This window comes from Rhodopila sp., assembly GCF_965277825.1.
In the GTDB taxonomy this organism is placed as follows: Bacteria; Pseudomonadota; Alphaproteobacteria; order Acetobacterales; family Acetobacteraceae; genus Rhodopila.
This window is the reverse complement of record NZ_OZ255846.1, coordinates 213,382-229,061: the sequence shown is the minus strand read 5'-3', so window position 1 is coordinate 229,061 and position 15,680 is coordinate 213,382. Positions and strand designations below refer to the sequence as shown.

Here is a 15,680-nt window from a genome sequence, read left to right as displayed (position 1 = left end):
GATGAACGCGGATAGCAGACCGGCGAGCCGGACAGATATACGTCTGACACTACGGACTCGGGTTGGATCGTGGGTATCAGCGTTCATCTGCGTTCATCCGCGGTTGTGTTCCTGCTCCGACTGCACGACCGACACGCATTCGGGACGCCTTCGGCCATGACCGGTCCGATCCTTGTCACCGGGGGCAGCGGCCAGCTTGCCTCAGCGCTTGCCGCGACCGCCGGCGTACATCGGGTTGGCCGCCCGGCCTTCGACCTGGACCGAGCCGAGACGATCGAGGCGACATTGCGGGCTGCCGCCCCGCGTCTGGTGGTCAACGCGGCCGCCTATACCGCGGTGGATGCGGCGGAGACCGACTCGGACGCGGCCTATCGCGCCAATCGTGACGGACCGGCGATTCTGGCGCGGCTGTGCGCCGAGGCGGACATTCCGCTGATCCATATTTCCACCGATTACGTGTTCGATGGTGCGAAGCCGACGCCTTATGTCGAAACCGATCCGGTCGCGCCGCAGGGGGTGTATGGTGCCAGCAAGCTGGCCGGCGAACGGGCGGTGATCGCATCGGGTGCGAAGGCCATCGTTCTGCGTACCGCCTGGGTTTATGCCGCGACCGGCAAGAACTTCGTCCGCACCATGCTGACAGTGGGCAAGACCCGCCCGCGGCTGAGCGTGGTGGCTGATCAACATGGTTGCCCGACCACCGCCACCGACCTTGGCGACGCCATCCTGGCAGTGATCGCTCGGGTGGATGCAACGGGTTGGCGGCCGGCCTACCGGGGCATCTTCCATGCCGCCGGTGCGGGCGCCACCACGTGGTTCGGTCTTGCCGTCGCAACGTTCGAGGAAGCCGCCCGGTTCGGCGCCAATGTGCCCGAAGTGGCGCCGATCGTGACGGCGGACTGGCCGACACCGGCGAAGCGTCCGGCCAACTCTCGGCTGGATTGCACGAAGCTGGATGTGGTCTTCGACGTGCAACTGCCGCACTGGCGCGCCAGCCTGACGCGCACCGTCGAGACGATTTTCACCACCGCGCCGCCGTGATCAAAATCCGCCGACGCTCCTCCGTTTGAAGCGATTTGAGGATATGATTCGAGCGTCCCGAGCCGGAAGTTCGCCCTATCAGGCGAGCCTCAGCCGCGCGACCCTGGCTGGTTCTTTGCAGTGGCCTGCTGATCCCATGCGTTCGCCGCATCGTGCGGCGAACTTCAGGGACAGGACACCAGGTGGTCGTCGCAGGCGCTGTGGTGGCCTGTGCGCGGCTGACCCGTTCCAGTTTCCGCGGCGCCGATGCATCCTGGGGACGCCGAACCATGCCGCGCATCATTGAGATCGTGCTTTTCCTGACGCCGTTGCTGAGCTTCGCGGTTTGGCGGCTGGCGTTCCCGTCGCCGACGCCGCCGGCTTGGCTGCTGCGCGGTGCGATCGGTTTCATCGTGCTGATGGTGCTGGCGCTGATCTGGGTTTGGCACCTCGATGCCGGTGATGCCAATCAGCCCTATATCCCCGATCAGATGCATGACGGGCGGGTGGTTCCTGGGCGGGTGGTTCCTGGGCGGGTGGGCTCAGCGCCATGACGCCGCCGGCCTTCCTGACCGATCCGGCGGTTGCCAGGATCTGGGACGCGCTGGAGAGCGCGCGCGTGGTTGGCGGGGCCGTGCGTGACGCGCTGGCGGGCCGGGACTTGGCCGATGTCGATCTGGCGACGCCGGATGAACCGGAGACGGTGATCGCGGCGCTCGGCAACGCCGGCATCAAGGTCGTTTCGACCGGCCTGGCGCACGGCACCGTCACCGCGGTGGTGCAAGGTCGCGGATACGAGGTGACCACGTTGCGGCGCGACGTCGCGACCGATGGCCGTCATGCCGTCGTCGCCTTCACCGCGGATTGGCGCCAGGACGCGGCGCGGCGGGACTTCAGCATCAACGCCATGTCGATGGCGCGCGACGGCGAGTTGTTCGATTACTTCGACGGCGCGGCCGACCTGGCGGCGGGACGCATTCGTTTCGTCGGCGACCCGGCGGCCCGCATCGCCGAGGACTTTCTACGCGTGCTGCGCTTCTTCCGGTTTTACGCCGGCTTCGGCGTGGGGGCGCCCGACCGGGCAACTCTGGACGGCTTGCGGGGCGGAATTCCTGGCCTCGGCGGATTATCGGTCGAGCGGGTGTGGAGCGAACTACGCCGCATCCTGGATGCGCCGGGCCCGTTGGCTGCGGTGCTGCTGATGGATGGGCTGGGCATCTGGGCGGCGGTGGCGCCGGAGGCGTCGGCGGTTTCGCGGCTGGCTGGCCTGCCGGCCGATGCCATCTTGCGATTGGCCGCGATGCTGACCGGTGACCCGTCCACGTTGGCGACGCGGCTGAAACTTTCCAACGAGGACCGCGACCGGTTGATCCGGTTGCTGGCAACGCCGCGGATCTCCGGTTCGGATGCCGCGCTGCGCCGCCTGCTGGCGGATCACCGGCCGGACGACCTGGTCGATCGCACGTGGCTCGACGGCGATGCGGACGCGAGGCGTCGTTTGTCCGCCATGGCGCGGCCGGTGTTTGCGTTGGAGGGGCGCGATGTGGTGGCGCTGGGTGTGGCCTCGGGCCCGGCGGTTGGGGCGTTGTTGCGCGAGGTCCGGCAGTGGTGGCTGGGCGGCGGATGCAGCGCGGATCGCGCCGCGTGCGGCGCCGAACTTGCGCGCAGGGTCAATCTTGCCAACATGGTGTCAAAGAGGTGACGCAAATGGCGGATGTCCAAATCTATACCCAACCCTGGTGCCCGTTCTGCGAACGCGCGATGCATATGCTGTCCACCAAGGGGGTGGCGTTCCGCGAAATTGACGCCCCGCATGGGTCTGCGGCCCGGGCGGAGGCTCGGCAGCGGTCGGGTGGCCGCACCTCGGTGCCGCAGATTTTTATCGCCGGTGAGCACATTGGTGGCTGCGACGACATGGTGGCGCTGGATCGTGCCGGGACACTGAACACTCTGCTGGGATTGGCATGAAAGTGCTGGCACTCCGGCACTGAGAGTGCCAGATTACGTCATGGGTTCGTCATGAGATCGGGTGTTGGTCGCCGCGTATGATTCACTACCAGTTGCAATGCCGTCAGGCGCATGGGTTCGACGGCTGGTTCAAGGATAGCGCCAGCTTCGAGAAGCAGGCGAAACGCGGACTGATCGAGTGCCCTGAATGTGGCGGGACCGAGATCGACCGAGCGCTGATGGCGCCGGCGCTGACGAAACGTGATGTGACGCCGGTCGCGGTCGAGGCGCCGGCGGCTCCGGCGCAGGCCCCGGCGGTCGCGGCACCGGCGAAGGTCGCCGGGGGTCGGCTGCCGGCGCAGATGCTGGCGGCGCTGCAGCGCATGCGGGCCGAAGTGGAGAAGAATTGCGATTATGTCGGGCCGGATTTCGCCGATCAGGCGCGGGCTATGCATCGCGGCGAGATCGAGCCCAAGGGGATTTACGGCGAATCGACCGAGGAACAGGCGGAGAGCCTGGCCGAGGAGGGTGTCGCGGTTGCCAAGATCCCGTGGGTGCCGCGCGCCGACGGGTAGCGCCAAGAGCGACATCAGGTTGGCTGGAAAGTCAGGCTGATAGAGTTGCTCGCTCAAACAACGAGCCAGGGCGCGGTGACCGTTTACGCTCACCTTGGAAGCGCTCCTTGCTCACGTCTGGATCAGCGTAATATTCAGTGAAGCGGCGGCCCGGCGCAGGTCATTGTCGCGGGTTGCGAGGGCGATGCCTCGCCGCATGGCGAGATCGAGATAGATTGCGTCGTACACGGTAAGCCGGTGCGTCCTGGCCAGCCGGATCACCGGCCCTGCAATGTGCGGTGTTTCGTCGTCCGTTTCGATCGGTAGTTCGCCGAGCAACTCGAGCAGTTCCGAACAGCGTTCTGTGGACAGGCGCTTGCGCCGTTCGGCGGTCAGCAGAAGGTTGGCACATTCAGCGTGCCACAGCAGCGGCACCACGACTTGGCGATGCGGCAGGCTTTGGTGTAATGCGCGGCTGGCGTCCGTGGCCTCGTCCTGAAAGCACCAAGCGGCGGTGACGGACGCATCCACGACGACCGGGGTGACGGCTGAGCCGACCTTCGCGAGATCTACCATTTCCGCCCGGCATCGCGAAAATTTTTCCAGTCGCCGTCCAGGGTGACATCTGCGGCGATGTCCTGCATGCGCTGGACCACCGCTTTGATCTGCTCTGGATCGCGTCGCGTCACCGGCACAAGCTGGGCCACGGGGGTGCCGTGCCGGGTGATGGTAAACCGTTCACCTTTGGCCACACGCTCCAGCAACGCCGAGAGATGGGTTTTGGCGTCGAAGGCGCCGATGGTCTCCATCCAACCAGTCTCCAACCAGTTGACGCAATCTAGTATGGGTTTGTGGGCGTTTCAAGGCTTTGTTCGCCGAGGTCGTTGCCGGTAGGCTTTGCGTGCATGCGGAGGTCGTGGCGATGCCTGGGAGATACGATCTGATCGTTATCGGCGGTGGGCTGGTGGGGGGTGCGATCGCCTGGGGAGCCAAGGCCAGGGGTGCGGCTGTCGTGTTGCTCGACGAAGGCGATATTGCCTATCGCGCGGCGCGGGGCAATTTCGGCCTTGTGTGGGTGCAGAGCAAAGGCGCCGGGATGCCGGCTTACGCGCGGTGGACGCGAGACTCGGCGGCGCTGTGGCCGAACCTCGCGGCTGCGCTGGGCGATGCCACCGGCACCGACCTCGGCCTGCATCAGCCCGGCGGTCTGGCGTTCTGCCTGTCCGACGACGAGTTCGAGCAGCGCGAGTTGATGATCCGCCGGATGCACAATGAAAGCGGCGATATCGGCAGCCGCATGCTGAGCCGCGCGGAGGCCAGAGCCATGGTTCCGGGGCTGGGCGACGAGGTCAGGGGCGCGAGCTTCTGTCCGATCGACGGACACGCCAATCCGCTGCGTTTGCTGAAGGCGCTGCACCAGACGCTGGATTACCGGCCGAACCGCAAGGTCGGCGCCATCGAGGCGAGACCCAACCTGTTCATCGTCCGCGCCGCGGATGAGACATACATCGCGCCGCGTATCGTCATCTCGGCCGGGCTGGGAAGCCGGCAACTTGCCGGCATGGTCGGACTGCACATGCCGGTGTCGCCGTTGCAAGGCCAGATCATTGTCACCGAACGGCTGCGGCCGCTGCTCGACTACCCGACCCACCTGCTGCGATAGACCGACGAGGGCACGGTGATGCTTGGGGACAGTCAGGAGGATGTCGGCTTCGACACCCGAACGCGGATTGCGGTGCTGAAGCAGATCGCCGATCGCAACACACGGATTTTTCCGGCGCTGAAGGATGCCTCGATCATCCGCATGTGGGCGGCGCTGCGGGTGATGTCGCCGGATGGCTTGCCGATCTACGAACAGTCGCGGCGGTTTCCGGGGGCCTTTGCCGCCACCTGCCACAGCGGGGTGACGTTGGCGGGGGCGCATGCGCTGGCGTTGGCTCCGGCGATCCTGGATGGCGCGCTTCCGGCGGCGCTGGCGGCCTTCGGCAGTGCGCGATTCGTGCATGGTCCGGTGGCCTGAGGATTACAGCAGCGCGATGCCGCCGTGGTGCCGCGCGCCGCCGCCGGTTGCCGCGATCGTGCGGGCCAATCGGTCACTGACGATTTCACCTGGATCGGATTGCAGGCCGGGGGCGAGCACGCGGACGACCGGCACGCTGAACCGGGGCCGGGTCAGGTCCAGTGAATAGGCAACGATTCCGTGGGTTGCCAGCGATTGCACGATTGCGCTGATTGGGTCGCCGGCCAGTGACGCCGCGGCGCTGGCGGCCTCGTCTGGCTGCAGCAGCAGACAGGCCCGGGGATTCAGCGCCGCTCGGGCAAGCTGGCGTTGGTCGCTGTCGTTCAGTGCCGAGTCCCCTGACTCACGGCGCTTCGCTGCGATCACGTGCAGGCTGAGCTCCGACTGGCATAGCTCGAAGATCGCGGAACCGACGGCGTCGGCCAGAGTTGGCCGGGCGCCGAGGCCGAGGGCGAAGCCGTGGCCGTCGGGCGAGGTGGAAAAGGCGGCCGCGACAGGGACACCGAGGTCGGTGGTGATATCGAACAGGACCGTCTGCCGGTTGTGCTGTCCGCGGCGCAGTTGCGCCAGCAAGCCGGCGGCGGCCTGCCCTGCCTCGCTGTGCGCGGGGATCGAGCGGCCTCGGCGACCGCCGCGCCACCATAGCGCCACGGCGTCGCGCTCGATCAGTTCCAGCATCGCGTGCAGTGTCGCGGCGCCGGGTGTGACGCCGGCGGCGCAGCCGGTGCTCAGCTTCAGCGGTGGGACGAAATCGCTGGCGGCGCGGCGCAGGCACAGATCGGCGGGGAACCAGGATGCGGCGCCGTCGGTGATGCGGTGGACCGGCATCCAGGCGATGGGCCAATCGGCGGTGATGCCGGCAGCGGCAAGCGCGGCTTTGGCATATCCGTGCGAGGCTGGGTCGAGCGATGCGGCATAGGCGGCGATCGGTCCGGTTGCCAATGGATCTTCGGGGTGGGCGAACTGGCTTAGGTATTCGATGCCTTCGCCGACGCAGGATTCGAAGGCGCGGCGCGGGTCCAGTCCCGAGCCGGAGAATCCGCCAACGGGGAGGCCGGCGTTAAGGGAGCCGAGGCGCGCGGGATCGGCCTCGGCGCCGAAGAATACCAGACCGGGCGCGTCCGGTGCCGGCAAGCGGAACAATCGGCGAAACGTCGCGGCGGCGCGCAGCATCCGCGCGCGTGTGGGCGCTGCAAGCGTCTCACCGTCATCGTAACCGAGATACTTAAGGAGCCCGCCCGCCCGCGCATCCGCATCGGGACGACTTATGGTGTGCGCCGCGGCATTCAGCCGATCGGACCAGGATCTTTCAGAATCGGCCAACGCCTGCCGCCGATCGGTTTCGCATCATGGTTGACGCCGTGTTGTTGGTTTCGGCAAGCTGGAGTTGAAGGTTCGCCCTGCAACCGAGAATAGGGTAGCTTAACACTATGCAAACCCCAATGAAGGTCAACTTCAACGACGAACAGGGAAACTGGTGCCTGTGGGGTCAGCTTGTCGGACTCTGGGCCCGAAAGATGCTGCCAAGGCCCGAGACGGCTGCGGCGTTGGTCAAGCAGATGACCGATCATTGCATCAAGGGTGCCAGCATTGATGGGCCGCCAGACCTGAAGATTACATTCTACCCGTCGGAAGAGGATGGTTCGCTCGTCTTAATGCTGCCAACCCGAAACATGCTCGATCAGGCTCTGAAAAGTACCAACCCGGGCGAGTTCTATCCGCTGCCGGTGTTCTACGACGCGGCCTATACTGCGTCACGCAAGGCTTTTACTACTGATGAAAATACGCTGTTCATTGCCTGCCGCATCGGTGAATACATCATTAATCAGGGCGGGTAGCTGGTTGGTTAGGGAATGCGGTGACGTTAGATCAGTCAGTCGCAACAACAGCGACAAGATTTGATCGAGCCATTTTAGATCCTTGCGTGGTCGGCGAGAGTAGCGCTTGCGATTCGGAGGCCCAGCCGATCACGTTCGAATCACGTCTAAGCTTGCATGGCTCGCTGCGGCAAGCCGGCCTCAATGTCAACAAACGGGCTTGAGGCCAAGTCGTCCACTTGTCGAATCAGACCTTTAACGAAACAATATCAAATTGAAGGAGAGAGTTCTATGGACCCGTCAATGATGGTTAATTTCGATGACACCAGAGAGAACTGGCGGCGGTGGGGTCAACTCGTCGAGCTTTGGATTTGCGGGCTTCAACCGCTGCCAACCGAGGTCAAAGACCTCGTGGATCAAGCCGAAAAACATTGCATATCCGGCGCATCAGTTCCCGGCAATCAGAACCGCAATGTCAAAATCTATTTCTACGACCAGACAAAGGAGCTCGCGTTCATGCTTCCAACCGAGTCCATGCTCAACGCGGCGCGCGCTCAGGTGAAGCCGGGGCCCTATCCGTTGCCGGTCTTTTATGATGATGCCTACACCGGACAACGCGCCGTGCTGACCCCTGACGAGGATATTGAATTCGCCAACTGCCGGGTCGGCGAATATACCATCAACAACTGCATGTGACAGCAACAGGCAAGGCTATGCTTACCAAACGCCTTGCTCGATCGAGTTGGTCGGCAGACCGGCGCGAGCCAAACCGTCGCGAAGATGTTTCCATTCTTCGCCGCGGCGCATCGGATGGACGTGCAGATGCCATTTCACGATCGCCTCCGGCGTCGCCGGTTGCGAGCCAAACCAATTTGCCCGGATTCGACTAATAAAATGTTCGGCCTCTGCCGCCGCCTCTGCCGGTCGACCAAGCATGGCAAAGGCGGCGGCCCGCCAGGCTGGAATGTCCCAAATGACATTCTGGGACAGGTCCGCGGCCTGTATGGCGGCCTGATAGTCGCCCCTGAGATAGTGTATTTCGGCATTATAAGCCCAATGGGTCAGGCTCGGAGCCAGCGTCATATCCATCGCTGCCGAGGCGATCTCCGCCGCGCGATCAAGCTGGCCGCAAAACGCCAATAAATTTGCCCCTGAAATAGCGTACCAGGAATCGTTAGGATTTAATTCGTAACCCACCTCCAAATGCATAATTGCCTGATCGTGTTGATTGATCATGCTATGAGACCAGGCCATGCAACGATGGGCGCGCATGTCTGAGGGATCGAGCCGGACCGCTTCGCGAGCGTAGGCAAATGCCGCCTGATCGCGTTCGGCTGTTCGAAAAACACCCGGGTGGGCAATATGTTCCGTATTATGGAGGTCAGCCAAGCCCTGGTGTGCAGGCCCGAAATCAGGCGCTTCGCGTATGATTTCGCTGAACTGCTGCTTCAGACGGTCCCACAGGTGGGGGTTGTAGGTCAGAGCCTGGGTCCGAGTCCGTAGCCACCGGTCATACAGGCCAAGCGACACATCCTGGCTATCGGAAAAGCGCCGCAGCCGGTCGGCCGATAGATGCACGTTGAGACCCATGGCGATGCGGCGAACGACGCGGCGCTGATAGATGAACCAGTTCTCCAGTTTCAGCTCGAAGTTCTCATTCCAGATGTAATGGTCGGACTCCAAATCTTTTAGCGTGACCATCATTTCCACATCAGCGCCGGCCTGGAAGGCCACCATTTGGACTTCGTAATGGCCGGCCAGGTGGGGACCGGTTCCTGCGGCCTCAGACCGTGTTGGCGCGTCGGTCACTCGCCACTCTCGGAACTTGAGCAGCGACCCGATCAGATGTTGACGAAACTCCAGAACCAGGTGGGCTTTAGCCGGATTGATGTCGCGGATGGAGACCGTTTGGACTGCCAGCCACAATTGCGTCGCCGGCTGGACCACCGGCGCGGCGGCGGGTGGTGGAGCAATGGAGGCGGGCATTGCCTCTGATACCGGTTCCAATAGCCCGGTCTTGATATCCGCGACCAGCTTCTGCGTGGCCTCGGCCGGCTCCATGCCGTAGTCTTCGTCCAGCAGGTCCCACAGCGCCTTGTAGACCCGCAGCGCGCCTCCGGTATCGCCGATCATCGCCCGTGCCCGCATCAGCCGGCGGGCGGCGTCCTCGTGCGTCGGGTCCAGGTTCAGGATGGCCTGCGCCAACTTGCCCTGCGCGGCCAGATCACCGGCTTCCGACGCCAGGGCGTTTTCCAGCGCCCGCAGCAGGCGATCTCGGATGGTATGGCGTTTCGCCAGCAGCCAAGAACGGAACGACGGGTCGAGGTCCTCCAGCCCGGCCATCAACTCGTCGGCGAGATTTCGCCGTTCCAGCAATAGCGGATGCACCTGCCCGGCTTCAGCGGCGTTGATCACCGCCGAAACGTCCACCTCGATCGAGCGAGGCCGGAAACCGATTTCGCGGACGTCGATGTGCAGGCCGTCCTGCCAAGCCTGGATGGCGACCCGTAGTTCGCGAATATTCTGCCGCAGCGATGCCCTGGCGTGGTCTTCCCCGGATTCGCTCCATAACAGACCGACCAGGCGTTCGCGGGTTTCGGCCAGTGCCTCGTTCAGCGCGATGTAGCCCAGAATCGCCCGCAGCTTGAGGCTTTTGAATCGGAGTTCACGGCCGCCGATACTGAACGTGGTTGGGCCGAACAGGCCCATTCGCAGCAGCGTTGCTCCGCCCCCCGGATCCGGACCCGACATATTGCACCCCCACGGTATATGCAAGCGCGATGCACTCTCAGGGTCAACCCGTCGCGCGCGTCGCGGCGCACCTTTGTGCAAGAATGGGTCCGTGGCCGCGCAACTTCCGGCAACGCGCGGCTTGATGGGCATGGTCGGGCAGAAATCCTGGTGAAACCGACGTTCGGGCGTGCCGGAGCGCCATCGCCCTAGTGGCGTCAGGCAGGCGGTCTCAGTTCAGACGGCGAAGCGCCGCGAACGGATGCGGTTCGGGATCGTCCTCGGCAGCCGGAATCTCGACGCCCGGCATGCGGGGATAGGGGTCCAGCGCCAGCCCAAGCTGCTCCGCCGCTAACTCGCCGAGATCGATCTGGTTGCCCTCGAAAGGGATTTCGTCGTCCGCTTCGGGGTCGATCTCATCGGATTGCTGCTCTGATGGGACGAAGCGGACCTGAAAGGTCTCCTGCACCGGCGCGTCGAAGTCCTCCAGGCTGATGACACAGGTCTGCGTCACCCGAGCGCGCAGGGTGCCGCGGGCGAGAACGACATCGCGGCCTTGGCGGATCAGGTGGAAGGCGCAGGACAGCGCCAGCACGGCGGCAATGTTCATCCGGATGGCGAGTGCCGAACACTCGGCCGGGTTCGCCTCCACGGTGAGGTCCAGCCCGCGCGGTCCGATATGGTCGAGCGAGAGCGGGCGGTGCAGTTCGGGTTTCATCGTGCCGCTTGCTCCGCTGCCAGAAAGTGGACTTCGCCGTTCAGCATCGCGTCCAGCGGCTGGGCGGCGAGGCAGGCCGCCTGAGCGGCGGCCAGACGCACCAGCGCCTCGGCCGATCCGGTCGGCGGCGGTGCGCCGCGCCAGACATTGCGGGCGAACGAAGCCGCCAGCGCCGGCGGATCCTGCCAAGCCGCGGCATAGGCGGCGCTTCGGCCGTGAAATGCCTCCCACATCGCTCGGTTGCGCTTGCCGACGGACAGGTCGCCGACGCCCATTTCGCGCAGGTTGATGTCCATGTCCAGGAACATGGCGTCGAACACGCCTTGGGCCAGCGCGGGGGCCGGTTGCGGTTCACCATCCATGCGGCGAACCAGCAGATAGACGTGCAGCACGATGGCGTCGAACCGCCCGTCGAGCGTATCCGGCACGCCCAGGGTGGCATAGAGGAAAGCGTCGCGCGCGGCGACCACGGACGTTGCGTAGAGCTGGAAGGCGGCTCGTTCCTGCTTGTCGCGTTTGCGAAGAAAACCGGCCAATCGAGCCTCTTTGTTTTGGCCTATCGGGGTGCTGGGTCATGCCGCCCGCGGCCCAACCGCTTATTGACCCGACCGAAGGCGATGTGTTCATTGACACGGCGCGGGCGGCCGTGACAGGCAGCCCGGGTATAGATAAGTCCGGCTATCGATCCAACCAGACGGTCAGCGAAAATCGCAGGATGCAGCAGTTGCTTACCCGTAGCTTCCGTCGGCCGCCGTCCAATCGGCGGTTTTCCGCTCGACGCCTGGTGCTAGTGGGTTGCCTGCTACTGTCGTCGTGCGGCTGGTTGATGCCGCCGCCGCAGGTCCGCGGCAACAAGGTCGATCCGGACTCGATGAAGGAGCTGACGCCGGGGACTTCCACCAAGGCCGACGTGTCGGCGATCATCGGGTCCCCCACCGCGCGCGACACGTTCGACGACAACACATGGCTGTATATCAGCGAGCTGACGCAGCAGCGCATCGGGCGCACCCTGGGGGAGCTCAAGCAGAACGTCGTGGTGCTGAATTTTGATGACAAGGGCGTGTTGAAGACGATCAAGGCGCTGGACAAGGACGATTCGCTTCCGGTGTCGGTGATTGCTCGGACTACGGCATCGCCGGGCACCGAGGCTTCCTTCATGCAGCAGCTTCTGGGCAATATCGGCCGCTTCACCCCGGCGGGCGCGACGGCGCCGGGAACCGCCGCCGGCGGCGGAACGGCCGGCGGAGCACCGGGCGCGCCGTAGCGGCGGTGTTGCCACGAACGAGGTTGGGCAGATTGCGGTGCCGCGTCGTCGATTGCGGTGCCGCGTAGTCGATTGCGGTGCCGTGTAGTCGACAGATCAGCTTAGCTTGAAGACGACGGCCTGCCAGGGGACGCACCGGGTTGCTTCGATGGCAGCGGCGCTGGCCTCTAGGCGTGCCACCGGACTGTCACCGGCGGCAATGGCGGGAAGGCAACGGTCACCGTCGCCGGCGCGCGTAGCCAGAGCGGCGGCGTTACGCTGCCCAGCAGCACCACCTGACCGGCCTTGAGGCCACCGAACACCGCCGCCTCGGCCGACCCGGCCAGCCATGCCAATCCATTTAGCGGATGCCCGAGCAGATCCGAGGTGATGCCTGCATCGGCGGTGCCGTCGTCGAGCCAGATGCGCCCGTGCAGTGCGTCGATCGGCAACTCTCGCCAATTGATGTCATGGCGATCGCTGATCACCGCAGCGCCATGATACATCTGATCCGCCAGCAGCGTCGGCGTGCCGAGCTCGGCCAAATCGCCATAGCGGTTATCGACGATCTCGATGCCGGCGAAGAAGTCGCCGACCGCGGCCAGCGCCCGCGGCAATGAGCACGGGCCGGGCGGCAGATCGCGCGCCAGCCGCACCGCGACCTCGCATTCCACCCCGGGCTTGATGAAGTCGTCGAATCGCAGTGTCGCCTGATGCCGATACAGGTCGGCGTGGCGGATGAAGCCGGCGATCGGGGCATCGACGCCGAGATAGGCCTGCATCCGCTTGCCGGTGGCGCCGATCTTGAACCCGGCCGGGCGCTGGTTGTCCACAAGGGCGGCGAGGGCAACCTGCACCGCCGCGCCCTCGGCCGCGGTGCTGGGCGCGATGGCGGCGGGCAGGCGGGTGAGCGGGGTGCGATCCTGCCTGAGTTGGTGCAGCAGGCGGGCGGCTGGAAGCGGATCGAACACCGTCAGCGCCGGGACAGTTCGTACAACGCCACCGATGCCGCGGCCGATACGTTCAGGCTTTCGACGGCGCCCTTGATGGTCAGTCCGGCGATTTCATCGCAGGTCTCGCGTGTCAGCCGGCGCAGGCCCTCGCCTTCGGCACCCAGCACCAGGGCCACGCGACGATCGGCGAAAGCGGGGCCGGACAGCGGTGCTCCCGCCGCATCCAGTCCGATGCACCAGACGTTCGCCGCCTTCAGCGCGATGATGGTGCGAGCGATATTGACCGCGCGCAACAGCGGCATGGTTTCCAGCGCGCCGGATGCTGCCTTGGCCAGGGCGCCGGTTTCCTCGGGGGCGTTGCGGTCCTGGGTGATCACGGCGGCGGCGCCGAACGCGGCCGCCGAACGCATGATGGCGCCGACATTGCGAGGGTCGGTGACCTGATCCAGCAGGATGATCACGCCGGGCTTTTCCAGCACCGATTGCAGGCTTGGGGGCGCCAGCGGATCGGCCAGCAACGCGGCGCCCTGATGCGCCACGTCGCGGCCGAGCAGATGGTCCAATCGTGCGCGATCGACCCGTTCCGGCGAGACCGCCCAGGGCGGCGGCAGTTGCTTGCCGATCGCTGCCTGGGCTTCTTCGGTCAGTTGCAGGCGGCGCAGCCGGCGGTTGGGATTTGCCAGCGCGGCGGCGACGGCGTGATGGCCATACAGCCATAACGTGCCCTTGGGCGCATCCGGCATGTTGCGCGAACCATCGTGGTGGCGCGGCGGGGAACGGTGAAGTGTTGCGCCGTGGGTTGCCTTGGGGAGGCGGGGTTCGATTTCGCCGCGCGGGGCGCCGCCATGGAGACCTAGCCTGCCGCCGCCGTTCTGCTGCGGCCGGTCTTGGCTTTGCACGCCGTGGCGTGGCGTGTCGCGGCCAGGCTTGGCATGGTCGCGGTGGGCTGAGCCGGCCATGCTGGTGGCCTGGGCATAGCCCGTCGTGGGTTTGGCCTGGGCGTAGCCCTTCGTCGGTTCCGATCGGGGTCCACCGCCGCCTGAGCCGCGGTGTCTGCCGCCATCTTGGGAACCCTGGCCGCCTCCCGGCTGATGTGGCCGAGGTCCTGGTCCGCCGGGCCCGCGATAAGGCCCCCGATCGGACGGAGGGCGATTCGAGCCGCCTGAACGATTGCCATGGGGAGGTTTCATTGCAGGCGGTTATAGCCTTCGATCGCAAGCCTGCACAGGCGCCCTGGCAGGGTTGTCGGTAGCACACGATATGTCCGGTTTAGGTAGCACACGATCTGTCCGGTGATGCGGGGCTCTTTGGAGAGCCTGGATGCGCCGGACGGAAGCCCTACAGGGTGTTCGGGTGATCAAGTTCCGGAGCGAGTTCGAGCGCCATGAAGCCAGTGAGCTCAACCAGATCGATGCGGCGGCGCTGCTGGGCGTCAGCGAGCGGACGTTCCGGCGTTGGTGCGTGCGGTTCGACGACGCCGGCGAGAGCGGGCTGTTGGACCGGCGTCTCGGCCAGGTGTCGGGCCAGCGGGTGCCGAGCGAGCGCGAGGCGCAGATCGAGACCCTGTATCGCACCCGCTACAGCGGCTTCACGGCGAAGCACTTCCACGAGCCCTGGTGCGCGATCACGGCTTCGCCTGGGGCTACACCTGGACCAAGGTGTTTCTGCAATCGAACGGCTTGCTGCCACGCGCCACAACGCGCGGCGCGCATCGCCGCAAGCGGCCGCGCCGGCCGCTGCCCGGGATGATGCTGCATCAAGACGGCTCGCGCCACGGCTGGATTGGCGGGCTCGATGCGATGGACCTGATCGTGACCATGGATGATGCGACGAACACGATCTACTCGGCCTTCGTGTGCCCCGAGGAGGGCACCGTCTCGACGTTCCAGGCGCTGCTGCAGGTGTTTGGCGAGCATGGCTTGCCGCTGAGTTTGTATACCGACCGTGGCAGCCATTACTTCCACACGCCGCGGGCGGATGGGCCGGTCGATCGCAAATCTCCGACCCAGGTTGGGCGGGCGCTGGCGCAGCTGGGTGTGGAGCACATCGCGGCCTACTCCCCCGAGGCGCGTGGCCGTTCGGAGCGTCTGTTCGCGACCTTGCAGGACCGGCTGGTGAAGGAGTTGGCGTTGGCTGGGATCGGCACGGTTGCGGCGGCCAACGATTTCATCCGAGAGGTCTATATGCCGGCCCACAACGCCCGGTTTGCGGTGCAGGCGGAGCAGGATGGCTCGGCCTTCGTGGCGATCAGCGGGGTCGATTTGGCGGAGATCTTGTGTGTGCAGGAGGACCGCCAGGTGGGCCACGACAACACCGTGGTGTTCCACCAGCTGCGGCTGCAGATCCCGCCCAGTCCGCTGCGGGCGCATTTTGTCAAAGCGACGGTGAAGGTGCGGCGGTATCACGACGGCAGCCACGCGATCTTCCACGGGCCGCGTTGCCTTGGCCGCTACGACGGGCACGGCGCGTTGCGGGCCGGTGCTTTGGGCGCGGCGGCATGACGCCCAACCAAGTCAGCGCCGGTGGATTTATGGATAACGCCAGCGCGTTACCCACAACCCCACCGCCACCGCATCAGCCGCAGCAAGCCCAAGCGCTGTCTATTTCGCCAAGCAACAGCCCCCCGGGGAGATGACGAACATCGGTCGCCTGATGCGCCGCCAGAGCGACCGTCGGTT

General features: G+C 65.3%; 18 protein-coding genes and 1 pseudogene. 11 read left to right on the top strand and 8 right to left on the bottom strand.

Annotated elements, in window-relative coordinates; all coding sequences use genetic code 11:
• Positions 1–156 precede the first annotated feature (156 nt).
• The 5 genes from rfbD to ACQY4T_RS01625 all read left to right on the top strand — a co-directional run bounded on the left by rfbD (position 157) and on the right by ACQY4T_RS01625 (position 3,542).
• Positions 157–1,041: a dTDP-4-dehydrorhamnose reductase gene (rfbD, locus tag ACQY4T_RS01645; RefSeq protein ID WP_428536707.1), complete on the top strand. Its 885-nt coding sequence runs from the start codon at positions 157–159 to the stop codon at positions 1,039–1,041.
• Positions 1,042–1,310: 269 nt separating this feature from the next.
• Positions 1,311–1,574: a DUF6111 family protein gene (locus ACQY4T_RS01640; RefSeq protein WP_428536704.1), complete on the top strand. Its 264-nt coding sequence runs from the start codon at positions 1,311–1,313 to the stop codon at positions 1,572–1,574.
• Positions 1,571–2,722: a CCA tRNA nucleotidyltransferase gene (locus tag ACQY4T_RS01635; RefSeq protein WP_428536701.1), complete on the top strand. Its 1,152-nt coding sequence runs from the start codon at positions 1,571–1,573 to the stop codon at positions 2,720–2,722. Before ACQY4T_RS01640 ends, ACQY4T_RS01635 begins: the two co-directional genes overlap by 4 nt.
• 5 nt (positions 2,723–2,727) lie before the next feature.
• Positions 2,728–2,988, top strand: coding sequence for a glutaredoxin 3 (gene grxC / locus ACQY4T_RS01630; protein WP_428536698.1), 261 nt, complete (start codon positions 2,728–2,730; stop codon positions 2,986–2,988).
• A gap of 77 nt (positions 2,989–3,065) precedes the next feature.
• Positions 3,066–3,542, top strand: coding sequence for a DUF1178 family protein (locus ACQY4T_RS01625; protein ID WP_428536695.1), 477 nt, complete (start codon positions 3,066–3,068; stop codon positions 3,540–3,542).
• A gap of 111 nt (positions 3,543–3,653) precedes the next feature.
• Here the strand turns inward: ACQY4T_RS01625 and ACQY4T_RS01620 are convergent, their stop codons facing one another.
• Both ACQY4T_RS01620 and ACQY4T_RS01615 read right to left on the bottom strand, forming a co-directional pair.
• On the bottom strand, positions 3,654–4,097 hold the full coding sequence (locus ACQY4T_RS01620; RefSeq protein WP_428536692.1) for a type II toxin-antitoxin system VapC family toxin: 444 nt from the start codon (positions 4,095–4,097) through the stop codon (positions 3,654–3,656).
• Complete coding sequence (locus ACQY4T_RS01615; RefSeq protein WP_428536689.1) at positions 4,091–4,330, bottom strand: type II toxin-antitoxin system Phd/YefM family antitoxin; 240 nt, start codon at positions 4,328–4,330, stop codon at positions 4,091–4,093. The genes ACQY4T_RS01620 and ACQY4T_RS01615 overlap by 7 nt, the downstream gene beginning before the upstream one ends.
• A gap of 113 nt (positions 4,331–4,443) precedes the next feature.
• Here ACQY4T_RS01615 and ACQY4T_RS01610 point away from each other — a divergent pair.
• Positions 4,444–5,541 (top strand): annotated as a pseudogene (locus ACQY4T_RS01610) (NAD(P)/FAD-dependent oxidoreductase).
• A 3-nt stretch (positions 5,542–5,544) separates the two neighbouring features.
• Here ACQY4T_RS01610 and ACQY4T_RS01605 read toward each other — a convergent pair.
• Positions 5,545–6,864, bottom strand: a complete 1,320-nt coding sequence (locus ACQY4T_RS01605; RefSeq protein WP_428536686.1) for a YcaO-like family protein — start codon at positions 6,862–6,864, stop codon at positions 5,545–5,547.
• A 119-nt stretch (positions 6,865–6,983) separates the two neighbouring features.
• Here ACQY4T_RS01605 and ACQY4T_RS01600 point away from each other — a divergent pair, with 119 nt between their 5' ends.
• Together ACQY4T_RS01600 and ACQY4T_RS01595 are read left to right on the top strand one after the other, a co-directional pair.
• Entirely contained in the window at positions 6,984–7,379 is a 396-nt protein-coding gene (locus tag ACQY4T_RS01600; RefSeq protein ID WP_428536684.1) for a hypothetical protein, read from the top strand.
• 270 nt (positions 7,380–7,649) lie between these two features.
• Positions 7,650–8,054 carry a hypothetical protein gene (locus ACQY4T_RS01595; protein ID WP_428536681.1) on the top strand — a complete coding sequence of 135 codons (405 nt, stop codon included), beginning with the start codon at positions 7,650–7,652 and terminating at the stop codon, positions 8,052–8,054.
• 21 nt (positions 8,055–8,075) lie between these two features.
• Here the strand turns inward: ACQY4T_RS01595 and ACQY4T_RS01590 are convergent, their stop codons facing one another.
• The 3 genes from ACQY4T_RS01590 to ACQY4T_RS01580 form a co-directional block, all read right to left on the bottom strand.
• Complete coding sequence (locus ACQY4T_RS01590) at positions 8,076–10,067, bottom strand: BTAD domain-containing putative transcriptional regulator (protein WP_428536678.1); 1,992 nt, start codon at positions 10,065–10,067, stop codon at positions 8,076–8,078.
• A 253-nt stretch (positions 10,068–10,320) separates the two neighbouring features.
• On the bottom strand, positions 10,321–10,806 hold the full coding sequence (locus ACQY4T_RS01585) for a YceD family protein (protein ID WP_428536675.1): 486 nt from the start codon (positions 10,804–10,806) through the stop codon (positions 10,321–10,323).
• On the bottom strand, positions 10,803–11,342 hold the full coding sequence (locus ACQY4T_RS01580) for a ubiquinol-cytochrome C chaperone family protein (RefSeq protein ID WP_428536672.1): 540 nt from the start codon (positions 11,340–11,342) through the stop codon (positions 10,803–10,805). Before ACQY4T_RS01580 ends, ACQY4T_RS01585 begins: the two co-directional genes overlap by 4 nt.
• Before the next feature lie 38 nt (positions 11,343–11,380).
• Between ACQY4T_RS01580 and ACQY4T_RS01575 the strand changes: the two genes are divergently transcribed.
• A complete protein-coding gene (locus ACQY4T_RS01575; protein WP_428536669.1) occupies positions 11,381–12,070 on the top strand; it encodes an outer membrane protein assembly factor BamE in 690 nt (229 codons plus the stop codon).
• Positions 12,071–12,237: 167 nt separating this feature from the next.
• On the opposite strand, the gene ACQY4T_RS01570 is transcribed toward ACQY4T_RS01575, so the two are convergent.
• Both ACQY4T_RS01570 and ACQY4T_RS01565 read right to left on the bottom strand, forming a co-directional pair.
• Positions 12,238–13,020 (bottom strand): 2-keto-4-pentenoate hydratase, encoded by a 783-nt coding sequence (locus tag ACQY4T_RS01570; RefSeq protein ID WP_428536667.1) that lies wholly within the window; start codon positions 13,018–13,020, stop codon positions 12,238–12,240.
• A gap of 2 nt (positions 13,021–13,022) precedes the next feature.
• Positions 13,023–13,961, bottom strand: a complete 939-nt coding sequence (locus ACQY4T_RS01565; RefSeq protein ID WP_428536664.1) for a TrmH family RNA methyltransferase — start codon at positions 13,959–13,961, stop codon at positions 13,023–13,025.
• A gap of 361 nt (positions 13,962–14,322) precedes the next feature.
• Between ACQY4T_RS01565 and ACQY4T_RS01560 the strand changes: the two genes are divergently transcribed.
• Positions 14,323–14,751 carry a helix-turn-helix domain-containing protein gene (locus tag ACQY4T_RS01560; RefSeq protein WP_428536661.1) on the top strand — a complete coding sequence of 143 codons (429 nt, stop codon included), beginning with the start codon at positions 14,323–14,325 and terminating at the stop codon, positions 14,749–14,751.
• Positions 14,661–15,503 carry an ISNCY family transposase gene (locus tag ACQY4T_RS01555; RefSeq protein ID WP_428542654.1) on the top strand — a complete coding sequence of 281 codons (843 nt, stop codon included), beginning with the start codon at positions 14,661–14,663 and terminating at the stop codon, positions 15,501–15,503. Before ACQY4T_RS01560 ends, ACQY4T_RS01555 begins: the two co-directional genes overlap by 91 nt.
• Positions 15,504–15,680: the final 177 nt, after the last annotated feature.